Annotated in this window: 5 protein-coding genes; all 5 read right to left on the bottom strand. The window is 42.2% G+C overall.

Annotation, left to right across the window (positions count from 1 at the left end; genetic code table 11):
- Nucleotides 1–110: 110 nt before the first annotated feature.
- The 5 genes from BMX56_RS16800 to BMX56_RS16780 all read right to left on the bottom strand — a co-directional run bounded on the left by BMX56_RS16800 (nucleotide 111) and on the right by BMX56_RS16780 (nucleotide 12,792).
- A complete protein-coding gene (locus tag BMX56_RS16800) occupies nucleotides 111–2,501 on the bottom strand; it encodes an ABC transporter permease (RefSeq protein ID WP_090650515.1) in 2,391 nt (796 codons plus the stop codon).
- A 331-nt stretch (nucleotides 2,502–2,832) separates the two neighbouring features.
- Nucleotides 2,833–5,214, bottom strand: coding sequence for an ABC transporter permease (locus BMX56_RS16795; RefSeq protein ID WP_090650512.1), 2,382 nt, complete (start codon nucleotides 5,212–5,214; stop codon nucleotides 2,833–2,835).
- A 163-nt stretch (nucleotides 5,215–5,377) separates the two neighbouring features.
- Nucleotides 5,378–7,762 carry an ABC transporter permease gene (locus BMX56_RS16790; RefSeq protein ID WP_090650509.1) on the bottom strand — a complete coding sequence of 795 codons (2,385 nt, stop codon included), beginning with the start codon at nucleotides 7,760–7,762 and terminating at the stop codon, nucleotides 5,378–5,380.
- Nucleotides 7,763–7,886: 124 nt separating this feature from the next.
- Nucleotides 7,887–10,241 carry an ABC transporter permease gene (locus tag BMX56_RS16785; RefSeq protein WP_218152439.1) on the bottom strand — a complete coding sequence of 785 codons (2,355 nt, stop codon included), beginning with the start codon at nucleotides 10,239–10,241 and terminating at the stop codon, nucleotides 7,887–7,889.
- A gap of 130 nt (nucleotides 10,242–10,371) precedes the next feature.
- Complete coding sequence (locus BMX56_RS16780; RefSeq protein ID WP_090650503.1) at nucleotides 10,372–12,792, bottom strand: ABC transporter permease; 2,421 nt, start codon at nucleotides 12,790–12,792, stop codon at nucleotides 10,372–10,374.
- Nucleotides 12,793–12,864: the final 72 nt, after the last annotated feature.

The raw sequence follows: 12,864 nt of genomic DNA, 5'->3' as shown, positions 1-12,864 counted from the left end.
GTCATTAGTCATTTCGCTACGCTGTCATTGGTCATTGGTCATTTCGCTGTTATTGATACTTTAAGTTGATTTACTTGCCGCGAGATAAGCACCAATGACTAATGACCAAATCATTCACTTTTAAGGCTCTTCGCCGGGTTAGCCGTCGCGGCTTTTATTGATTGTATGCTTACTGTAACAAGGGCTATCGCGATAGCTACTGTGCCTGCTATGGCAAATACCCACCAATGGATGTTAATACGATAGGCAAAGCTTTGCAGCCATTGGCCCATGCCGTACCAGGCCAATGGCCATGCTACTATAGTTGATATTAAAACCAGCTTGATTAAATCTTTTGACAACAGCCCAACGATAGAGGTTACACTTGCCCCCAACACCTTGCGGATACCTATTTCTTTTATCCTTTGCTCGGCAGTAAACGTTACAAGGCCAAACAGGCCAAGGCAGGCTATGCTGATGGCCAATATGGTAAATATGAACAGGATGTTGCCTTGTTTTTGTTCCGACTGGTATTGTTTGGCAAAGTTCTGATCAAGAAAGTTGAATTCTGCTTTGCTCTCGATATCAAAACGACCGTATACTTTGCGGATATAATCAAGCGTTGCCGGGATATTAGTTTTGGCTATCCGCACGTATAAATTATCCTCGTCGTTTGCTTTGGCCGGCATCTGCAGTACCATAGGCTCTACTTTATGCTGTAACGAGTAGGTGTTAAAATCCTTTACCACGCCAATAATGGTTTGCGATATTACATTACCCTTCTCATCAACACCCGTACGCACCCTTTTGCCTACAGCATCCTTCCAGCCCATTTCATTTACCAGGGTTTGGTTTACTATGATGGCTTCTTTTTGATCAGTAGCCATCGATGGCGAAAAATTGCGCCCTTTTGCCATTTTTATTTGCAGTGTAGGGATAAAATCCTGGTCAACAACCAGGTTTTCTACAATTTTCGATTCGGGGTTTATTTTACCATCGGGGCCAAGGTTAAAATCGCCACCGCCAATGTTGTTATTACCAATTGGGTTACCGGCTATGCCAACGCTTTCTATAGCCGGGTTTTGCAGCAATTGACTTTTAAGGGCAGCTATTTTTGTACGTGCCGATTTATCGCCGATGTGAAAGGTGAGCACCTGGGCCTTGTTAAAACCCAAATCCTTGTTCATTACAAAATTTAGCTGTTGATAAATTATACATGATCCGGCTATCATTACGATGGTAACAATAAACTGAAATATTACCAGCGATTTGCGGAATAATATGGTAGCCGATTGACTGCCCACCTGTCCTTTGATAGCAGATATAGTGCCGAAACCCGACAGGAACAACGCCGGATATAAACCGCTAAACATGCCGGTAAAAAACGAGAATATGGCTAAAGCTGCAATAGTTTCGGCCTGTCCGAATTGGGTTAGTATTAATGTTTTGCCCGATAACCGGTTAAAATAAGGCAGCGCTACTTCAATTAGTACCACAGCAACAACTGTAGCAATAACCGTTAACAAAACAGATTCGGCAAAAAACATCAGCATCAATTGCTTTTTACTGGAACCAATAACCTTGCGCACGCCTATCTCTTTCATCCTCACCGATGAACGGGCTGTTGCCAAGTTTACATAATTGATAACCGCGATTACCAATATTAGCAAAGCCACAACGCCAAACACGTACACGTAGGTAATGTTACCGTTGTTGCCAATCTCGTAACCAAGGTTTGATTTTAAATGGATATCCGTAAGCGGCTGAAGCTCCAGCCGGTACTTCATAGGGCCAAGGTCGGCGGTAAGATACTTTTTGTGAAACGCAACCGAACCGGCCTCTATCTTTTTAAAATCGTCATGATTTTTTAGTAGCAGGTAAGTATATATGCCCGAGTTGCCCCACCTATCGGTATAACCCGATGGAAATGAGCGCAAAGCCGCAAATGAAAAATGCGAGTTTGCAGGTACATCCTCAATCACCCCTGTAACCGCGTTTGGCTGATCATTAATGGTGATTGTTTTATTAAGCGCATTATCTGCATCGCCAAAAAGTTTAACAGCCAGCGTTTTGGTTAAAACCACAGTTTGCGGCTTTGACAAGGCCGAACCTGCACCGCCTGATAAAAAGTGGTGGCTGAATATATTAAAAAAGCCATTATCGGTAAAAAGGATGCCGCCTTCATTTACCTGCTTATCGCCGTAAACTACTTTGCCACCGCCTTCTGCGTCTATACGGACAAAATCCTCAACTTCGGGATAGTCATTTTTTAAAGTAGGGCCATAAGGCGGCGATGTAACGGCCAGGTTAAATTTACCGCCATTCCACTCGCCATGCTGCGCAACCCTAAAAACACGATCTGCCTTTGCATGATAACGGTCATAGCTCCATTCATCAGCTACGTATAAACTGATAAGCCAGAAGGCAGCCACACCAATGGCCAAACCGCTTACGTTGATGATGGAGAAAACCTTATGCTTGAGCAGGTTTCGCCAGGCTATTTTTATATAATTTTCCAACATAAGTCCAATTGTTTGGCGTGTGTACTATTTAAATACTAAAACCCGTACCAATTACATAATTAATTAATTATCAATTATTTATAAAAATAAAAAAATTATAAACCGTACGAAAGCGGACGGTAGCCGTGCACTGGCGAACAGATGAATGATCCATTTTGAATAGCTATACAGGTTTATTTAGTGCTAAGTGAACTAGAAGGGTCAAAACGCCCCATAGCAGAATTAACACACATAAAATTGATTTTAAGATCAATATAAAGAATAGCCAAAAAAAAAATCAGGTGCAATATGCAACCTGATTGACAATTTACTCTTTATTCTTACTTCTCGCCTATTCGCTTCTTAAACTTTTAACCGGGTTGCTTAACGCTGCGCGGATGGCCTGGAAACTGATGGTGCCCAGGGCGATAACGGAAGCTAGGATGCCGGCGGTGGCGAAGATCCACCAGCTGATATCAATACGGTAGGCAAAATCATTGAGCCAGCTATGCATAAACCAGTACGCCAGAGGCGATGCGATAAAGAAAGATATGATGACCAATATGATAAAATCCCTGGATAACATATTTACAATGCCGGGTACTGTGGCGCCCAATACCTTGCGGATGCCAATTTCGCGGGTGCGCTGCAGTGTGCTGTACGATGCCAGGCCCAATAAACCAAGGCATGATATAAATATGGCCAGCACAGCAAAGTTGAGGAACAGCTTGCCAAAGCGCTGTTCAGCCCGGTACTGCCGGTCAAAAAATTCATCTAAAAAGTAATAGCTGAACGGCCTGTTCGGAATTAACATCTTCCATTTATTTTCAATGGCGGCCAGCGTTGCCACGGTATTTTGGGTTGACATTTTTACCGAAATTAAAGAGATGTTCTTCATTTCAATGCGCATGCTTAACGGTTTAATAACTTCCTGTAATGACCGGAAATGGAAATCCTTCATCACCCCAACTATTTTGCCCTCGCGGCCCCATTGTTTAAAGCGTTTGCCAATGGCCTGTTGTGGTGAGCTATAGCCAAATAATTTAACTGCAGCCTCGTTCAATAACATGGCCTGGGCGGTATCTGTGCCAAACTCACGGGAAAATGACCTGCCTGCTACCATCTTAATCTTAAATTGGTTTACATAATCCCAGTCGACAAAATACAGATCGAGATTAGCTATCTGCAAATCGCCCTTTTTATTCTCAATCTCGGAATAGGCACCGGGATTGCCGCCGCCCGGAACGCTTGATGACATCGCTGCTGATTTTACACCAGGAATTGATGTAAGCGCTTCTTTAAGTGCCTTGCCGGCGGGATCATCGTTGGTATCCAAAACGAGCATCTGATCTTTACTAAAACCAAGATCCCGGTTTTGCATAAAGTCCATCTGGGTGTAAACTATGATAGTACCTATAATAAGGAATATCGAAATAGTGAATTGGGCTATTACCAATGTTTTACGTAACACATTTCCCTTTTTACTGCTCGAAAATCTGCCTTTTAACACCAATACCGGCATAAACGACGATAAAACCAACGCCGGGTAAATACCGGCGATAAGCCCTATAGCCACAGATGTGCCCAGCAAGATGGCCACATAATACCAGTTAGAAAATATACCCGCGCTAATTGTTTTACCGGCAAGCTGATTAAATAACGGTAAGACTAAAACCGAAAGTATGATGGTAAGTACAAATGCAATAAGGCAAAGTACTACCGATTCGCCGATAAACTGGCTGGCCAATTGTCCTTTTTCGGCGCCAACCACTTTGCGGATGCCAACCTCTTTGGCCCGTTCAACAGACCGTGCGGTGGTTAAATTCACGAAGTTGATACAGGCTATCAATAATATAAATATGGCTACAACAGTAAATATGTAAACATTGTTTATACTTCCTGATTCCTGTCCACCGCGTTTGGAGTACAGGTAAACCGTTTTTAAAGGCTCTAAAAACAGTTTAAAAAACATGTGTTGTTTCTTTTCCTCTTCGCCGTTGCGACGTTCTAAAAAAGCGGGCAGCTTAGCTTCAAGGTTTTTAAAATTTGTGCCGGGTTTTAACAGCAAATAGCTTGATGCTCCAAAATTGCTCCATTGGTTATCCAGCCCCTTGTTAAACTTCTGGGTAAGCGAAACCATAGATATCAGCATATCTGCTTTAATCTGCGAATTTTCGGGGATATCCTTCATAACCCCGGTAACTTTGGCCGGTATATTATCGCCGGTAACCAACACCGTTTGCCCTACCGGGTCGGTATTTCCAAAGTATTTTTTTGCTGCCGATTCGGAAAATACGATTGTGGCTACTTCCGACAATGCTGTTTTGGGATCACCTTTCAGCAGTTTAAAATCAAAAACCTTAAAAAATGCGGAGTCGGCAAATATGGAGTGCTCTTCCTGGAACTTAATATTACCCTTTTTTACGAGGAAGCTTCCGCCGCTTATCCGTACAAACGATTCCACTTCCGGAAAATCGGCTTTAATGTTTGGAGCAAATGGCCATGCCGTAACGCCCGTATTGATGGTTTCGGTAGGTGTTTTAATATCTGTAACCAGGCGATAGATCCTATCGGCCTTTGTATGCATTTTATCGTAGCTCAGCTCAAAGCCTACATACATAAATATAAAAAAGCAGGCTGTTATCCCTATGGATAAGCCTGTTATATTGATAATAGAAAATGCTTTATGCTTCCACAGGTTGCGCAAAGCTATTTTGAAATAGTTTTTTATCATGTTATTTAGTCATTAGTCATTTCGCTGCACTGTCATTAGTCATTGGTCATTGGTCATTTCGCTATGCTGTCATTGGCGATTGGTCATTTGCCATTTCACTGCGCTGTCATTAGTCTTTTAAGTTGACTTATTTACCACCAGATAAGCATCAATGACCAAATTATCATTCGCTTCTTAAACTTTTCACCGGGTTAGCCAGCGCGGCCAGCACCGATCGGTAGCTTACCGTTATTGCCGCTATCACAAACGTGAACAATATGGATTCGACGAAAATTTCGGGCCCGATGGATATCCTGTATTGGAAATCTTTTAAATAATTATGCATGGCCCAATACGCCAACGGCGAGGCAATAACAAATGCAATCACCAATAAGATCGAAAACTCTTTGCCAAAAACCCATAGCACAGATGAAATGCTTGCACCTAAAACTTTGCGTACGCCAATTTCTTTTGTTTTACGTACAGCCATAAATGAAACTAAGCCATACAAGCCAAGACAGCCTATCGCTATAGCGATGCCCGCGAAAGCTTCTATGAGTGTTAGCAGGATATTATCCAATTCATAAAATTTCCTGATACTATCGTCCAGAAACTGATACGAATAAAACTCTTCGGGAAAGCCCTGATTCCATACCTTTTCAAAGGATGCTAACGATGCCTTGGCATTACGCATATTCATTTTGATGGCAATGGTAGAATAACCTTTATAATTTGGCATAATGCACACAGGCGAAATTTCACTGTGGAACGAATAGTTGTAAAAATCCTTCACCACACCAACTATGGGTGCAGTTGTACCTTTACCATTAATCGATAACATTTTACCTATCAAATCCTGCGGCTTCATGTTTAGTTTTTTGGCTACCATCTCATTCACTACAAACTCGCGTGTGGTATCTGAAGGAAAGAAATTGCGGCCGGCAACCAGTTTCAACCCAAAGGTTGAAAGATAGTTTTCATCTGCCGATTTAACGTTGATACTCCAATGCTCCTCTTCGGCCCGATGGTCAAAATTAACGCCTGTACTGTTATTGGATTGCGACGCGGGAGGCCTATAGCAATAAGTCACCTTTTCGACACCTTGAATTTGGTTTAACTGATTTTTCATGGTGCTTAAAATGGCCTTATTGTCGTTTTTGGGGATGGGTAATAATACAATAGCATCCTTGTTAAAGCCCAAATCGGCAGTTTGCGAATAATGCAGCTGCGACACTATAATGATAGTGCCGATAATCAGCACCTGCGAAATGGTAAATTGGGTAACCACCAACACCCTGCGCAATGAAAATCCACCGATATCCTTTTGCGAAAGTTTACTTTTAAGCGCCTGAATAGGCTGAAACCTGGCCAATACCAAACCCGGGTATGACCCCGATAAAAACACTACCGCAACGCCAATTAATACAATAAAAACAGCTAATTCGCTTTTATTGAATTCCATTTCTGACTGAAACAGGTGATTGATAGCAGGTAAAGCGATATACGATAAGCCTATAGCAACCAGTATCGCAAATATCGTTATTAAAGCTGTTTCGGCTATAAATTGCCAAAACAACTGGCCGGGCATACTGCCCAAAACTTTTCGTACGCCAACCTCTTTTGCCCGGTTAAGTGCCTGCGCTGTTGCCAGGTTAACAAAATTTACACTTGCGGTAATAATCAGGAACAGGCCAATAAAGAATAGTGCCCAAAGGTACTTTTTATCGGCATAGCCATTCAGTTCGGGGTTAAAGTGCATATCGTTAAGGGGTTGCAGCTTAAAAAACCAAACTTTTAAATCGCGGCCTGTGTAATGCTTTTTAACAATTTGTGCGGTGGTTGCATCTACCTGTGCCTGGGTTACCCCTTTTTTTAATTTGGTGAATACCTCGCTCCCGCTATATACACCACCCCAATTCTCTTCGCGCCGCTTATTGCCGGTGTACTCGTCCATGTTACCGTACGATACATAAATCTGTTGCCGGCGATCTGTATTATTGGGTAAATCCTTCAAGATACCGGTGATCGTAAAATTCACCTTATTATCCAGGCGAAACACTTTGCCAATGGCGTTATCGTTGCCAAAATATTTTTGTGCTATTTTTTGTGTAACCAACGCCTCACCCGGCGCAACCAGCATTTTCTTTTTATCGCCTTTAATTAAGGGGAAGTTTAAAATATCAAAATATTCCGGCTCGGTAAAAGCCACGCCGTCATCTTCCTGGAATTTTTTAACCTCCGTGCCGTTTGTTATGGTGATAAGGGTACCTGTGAAGTTAATTACCCTCGCGGTTTTTTCGCCGATAGTAAAGTCATTCCTGAAGGTTTTTCCTAATGGTTGCGGCACGCCGTTTGATTTTCCAATGCCATCGTCATGCCATTCGGTATACAAACGGTATATCCTGTCCGAATCTTTATGAAAAGTATCGAAGCTTAGGTGATAGGTAACCAGTGTAAATATCAGGATACCACAGGCAATACCCAACGCCAAGCCAATAACACTTATAGTGGCATAAGCCTTGTTGCGTTTTAAATTCCGCCAGGCAATTTTAATATAGTTTTTTATCATTTCGTTTAGTCAATTAGTTATTTCACTTTACTGTTATTGATGATTTATATCGTATACTCGTTAAATTATTTGCCGCTGCGTTCAATGAACTGACGACGTTGGGCTAATGACCTCATGACTTAAATCACTCATTTCTCAAACTTTTAACCGGGTTACTTAACGCAGCTTTTATCGCCTGGAAACTTACAGTTGCCAGGGCAATAAGCGCGGTTGTAATACCCGCGGCAGCAAATACCCACCAATGAATGCTTACCCGGTATTGATAATTTTGCAGCCAGTTGGTGGTGGCCCACCAGGCTACCGGGAATGCTATGAGGCATGAAATACCTACCAATTGTAAAAAATCTTTTGATAATAAGCCGGTTAAACCGGCAACGCTGGCACCCAAAACTTTGCGGATGCCTATTTCCTTTATCCTCCGCTCGGCAGTGTACGCGGCCAGGCCAAATAAGCCCAGGCAGGATATAAATATAGCCAGCGACGCAAAAACGCCTGCCAGTGTTCCGGTAAGTGTTTCGGTTTTAAATATCAGGTCAAATTCGTCGTCAATAAATTTATAATCGAAGGGATAGCCGGGATTATTTGATTTAATTATACTGCCAACTTTGCTCAACACATCCGGCAAATTTGCTCCGTGTTTAAACCTTATGGTTAAAAAGCGGGCTCCGTCGGTATGATTATATAATAACATGGGGGCACTGGCGGCGTACATATCATTGTAGAGGAAATTTTTAACTATGCCGGTTACAGTTAATCGTTTTGAGCCACCTTCTGTTATAATAGCTCCAACATGTCCTTGTTTACCCATTTGTTTGGCAAAGGCTTCGTTGATGATCACGTTATTATTATCAGTAGTTTCATTTGAATGGAAATTCCTGCCGGAAGCCAGCTTCATACCCATGGTTGATAAAAAATGGTCGTTAACATTCTCCAGGCTTATCAATGGATTTTTTGATGCATCCTTGCCTTCCCACGAGTAATTATCGGTATTGCTCCAAATCTCTAAAGCGGGATAGTCACTCAACGCAGCGTCCTCAACTAAACCTGTTTCTTTTAATTCGTTGTAAACTGCAAGGAAGTGGTCAACCAGTTTACCTTGCGTGCCGATGCTAATCAGGTCATTTTTATTAAATCCCAGTTTGCGGTTTTTTACGTGCTGTATCTGTTGATAGATTACCACAGTACCGATAATCAAAATAATCGAAATTGAAAATTGAATAACCACCAGGCTTTGCCTGATAAGGCCCGAGCTTGTACTTGACTTTATTTTGATACTTTTTAACACCGTTATAGGGTTAAAAGATGACAAGTAAAAAGCCGGATAGCTACCTGCAAGTAAGCCTGTAATTGTACCTATCGCTATCAAGTAAATAACATGACCGGCAGCAAACAGGTTAAGGGCCAGCTCTTTTTGAACCAGGTTATTAAAAGCCGGCAGTGTTAAAGCAACCAATAATACAGCCACGGCGACTGCTATAAATGACATAATCAATGCTTCGCCAATAAACTGACTGATGAGTTTACCTTTACCAGCCCCCATCACCTTACGCACTCCAACTTCTTTGGCCCGCCTTTCTGACCGCGCTGTTGCCAGGTTCATGAAATTGATACAGGCTATGAATAATATGATGAAACCAATAATGGCAAACAAACGAACATACACAATGCGACCGCCATCCATTTTACCATCGGTGAAATTATTGTGCAAATTCCAGTCGTTCATAGCAAAAAGAAATGATTGCGTATTGTTGCCCGTTTTTTTGGTTCCGATGTAGTTAGCCAGTTTTTTATTAATTGCATTAACATCGGCGTTGGGCTCCAACTCCAAGTAAGTATGCGCCCAGTTAGCACCCCAATCTTTCATCCAGGGCTTTTTAGGGTCAATATCGTTTAATGGCGCCAGCCAATGAAACTGCATTGTCGAATTTTTAGGCAGATCATTTATTACACCGGTAACAGTAAAATCCTGCTCATTATTCATCTTAAGCGTTTTGCCTACCGGGTTGGCATCGCCAAAAAACTTTTTGGCCATGGTTGTATTAATCACCACCGAATGCACATCACGGAAAGCATTATTGGCATCGCCATAAACAAAAGGTAGTTTCAGGATCGAAAATATCCCGGCATCAGCATAATCTCCTTGTTCGTTAATTGCTTTATCTCCAAGAGAAAACAAAACATCACCGGTACCGCCCGATCGGGCAGCTGTTTTTATACCTGGGATATCCGCGACTAATGATTTGGCCATAGGGCCTGGCGTAGCGTGAAAAGTAGAAACCTTACCTTCATAGGTTTGATTTTCATAGATAACATAAATGTTATCCCTTTTTTGAAAGTTATGGTTAAAAGTAAGCTCGTCCTGAACCCACAGAAATATAATAGATGCACAGGAAATGCCTATTGCAAGCCCCGCGATATTCAAAAAACTGTAAGCCTTGTTTTTTAACAAGCTACGAAATGTTGTTTTCAGGAAGTTCATTATCATGATAATTAAATTCTAAATCCCAAACCCTAAAAATTACCAGTCCTACACAAATCCTAAATTCTAACTTGCTTGCCCAATTCTACTCACCACTCACCACTCACCACTCACCACTCACCACTCACCACTACTCGCTACGCAAGCTTTTCACCGGGTTGGCCAACGCCGCACGCACGGCCTTGTACCCTACCGTTACCCAGGCAATGACCACTGATGAAGCCATGGCCAACAGGAATATCCAGGCGCTTAACGATATGCGATAGGCAAAGTTTTGTAGCCAGCCGGTCATCACGTACCAGGCCAATGGCATGGCAATTACAAATGAGATAACGATAAGCACCACAAATTCTTTAGAAAACAGGTAAACAATACTGCTTACCGATGCGCCTAATACTTTGCGGATACCAACCTCTTTCGTGCGTTGCACCGCCATAAACGATACCAGGCCGTATAAACCAAGGCACGAAATAAAAATAGCTATGCCGGCAAATATTTTGTAAACCATGGCCATCTGGTTTTCTGCCTGGTAAAATTTAGCAATATTATCATCCAGAAAATAGCCGTTGTAAGCATATTCGGGGTAAGTGTTCTCCCACATTTTTTGTAATTCGGCAACGGTTTTACTTAAGTTTTTGGTCTGGATTTTAATGGCAACATTGCCTTCAAATTTTTTTGCAGGGCTGATAACAATTGGCTTTACAGTTTCGCGCAGCGAGTTGGTTTTAAAATCCTTCACTACACCGGTTATAGGCATCCACCTTCCATTGCCACCCATTCGTACGGTTTTACCAATTGCGCTTTCGGCATTTTGGATTCCCAACTTATGGATAAATGTTTCGTTGACCACCACCTGCCTGGCAGTGTCGCTTACATCATATCCTCTGCCGGCGGTAAATTGGAGCCCGAAGGTTTTAAAATAGTCGGCATCGCCAAATTTTAAATAGGTATTAAAGCCTGGATCTTTGGTGTTGTTATTAAAATTAAAATTGGTGCCCCAGTTGTTTTCTGACGAAGGTGCATCCGAGCTAAAACTAACCGATTTTACAGCAGAATTTTGCATAAGCTGTTGACGATAGGCTACCATTTTACCCAGACTGATGCTATCGGTGTAGCCGGGAATAACGAGTACCGCTTCTTTATTAAAGCCAAGATCGGCCTTGTTTACAAAATCCATTTGGTTCATGGCCACTATAGTGCCAATCATTAACAATTGAGATATCGCAAACTGAGTAATAACCAGCGCCCTGCGTAACGGAATGCCGCCAATTGAAGCAGCGGTGATCTTATTTTTCAAAGCTAAAACCGGTTTGAAACCTGATACGACCATAGCCGGGTAAATGCCCGACAACACAATGACAACTATCATTACAACAAGTAAAAACAGCAGGTTTTCGGCAGTAAATAAACCAATGCTTTCGGGTACATTGGCAATGCTTTTAAGTTGTGGCATAGCCAACTTTGCTATACCTAAAGCCAGCACTACGGAAAAGAAAACCACCAGCGTAGTTTCGCCAATAACCTGGGCTATCAATTGCTTACGTGTGCTTCCTAACACTTTGCGGATACCCACTTCTTTTGAGCGGCCAACGGATTGCGCTGTAGATAGGTTTATAAAATTGATGGAGGCCATTACGATAATCAGTAATGCGATGAGCGATATGGTACGCAAAGTGGCGTAACTCATGGTATGGTCTGCCAGCGGGTTACCAAAACGGGTGTCAAAATGAAACAGTGATAATGGTTGGGCCAGGATGTGGGTTTCAGAAATTCCTTTTTTAAAGTGCTTGCGCGAAAAAGCTTCCAGCTGCTTACCAACATTATCGGCGGTAATATTGGGGGGCATTAGCATAAACACCTGGTGATTGCTACTTGTCGATCCCCATTCGCCGCTGTAGTTGTAATCTTTGCCGTGCGCTTTCCAACTCACAAACGATACCATTATTTTAAACGGAAAGTCGGTATTAACAGGCGCGTCTTCAATAACCCCGGCAACTTTAAGCGTTATAACGTTGTCCATTTTAAGGGTTTTGCCAACTGCATTTTTCCAGTCGCCAAAGTATTTATTGGCCATGCTTTTGTCAATCACTGCCATATCCGGATCTTTTAAAACCGAGGCGGTGCCGGCCAACCATTTTGAACTAAAAATGTCAAAGAATTGAGGTTCAATGAATAAAACGCCCAGGTTTTCGGTAAATTTTTTATCGCCTGAACCTGTGCCTGCAACTTCGGGAACGGTTATCTGGCTGCCGTAGCTGCTGTTTAAGGCTGCTACCTTTGCCTGCGGAAAATCTAACCGAAGGGCCTCAGTAGCAGGCACTGCAATACCCGGATTATAAGTAAGGTCCGATTCGTGTTTTTCCTGGGTTACAACGTGGTATATGTTTTTGTAGTTGGGCTGAAATTTATCAAAGCTCAGCTCAAAATTAATGATAACAAAAATGAGCAAACAAGCGGCTATACCAACCGTAAGCCCGGCTATATTTATACTTGAATAGGCCTTGTGCCTAACTATATTACGCCACGCTATTTTGATGTAATTTTTGAACATGTGATATGCAGATTTGTACACATGGTTTAAAACACATACCAAAACATTAAATACCTGATAATAAATAAGTTA

The organism is Mucilaginibacter sp. OK283, assembly GCF_900110415.1.
Taxonomy (GTDB): domain Bacteria; phylum Bacteroidota; class Bacteroidia; order Sphingobacteriales; family Sphingobacteriaceae; genus Mucilaginibacter.
Note: the sequence above shows the minus strand (reverse complement) of the source record. Positions and strands in the feature narration are given on the sequence as shown.

Excerpts from the sequence above, each read along its gene's own strand:
- BMX56_RS16800 (WP_090650515.1), bottom strand. The coding sequence starts at position 2,501 with ATGTTGGAAAATTATATAAAAATAGCCTGGCGAAACCTGCTCAAGCAT.
- BMX56_RS16795 (WP_090650512.1), bottom strand. The coding sequence starts at position 5,214 with ATGATAAAAAACTATTTCAAAATAGCTTTGCGCAACCTGTGGAAGCAT.
- BMX56_RS16790 (WP_090650509.1), bottom strand. The coding sequence starts at position 7,762 with ATGATAAAAAACTATATTAAAATTGCCTGGCGGAATTTAAAACGCAAC.
- BMX56_RS16785 (WP_218152439.1), bottom strand. The coding sequence starts at position 10,241 with ATGAACTTCCTGAAAACAACATTTCGTAGCTTGTTAAAAAACAAGGCT.
- BMX56_RS16780 (WP_090650503.1), bottom strand. The coding sequence starts at position 12,792 with ATGTTCAAAAATTACATCAAAATAGCGTGGCGTAATATAGTTAGGCAC.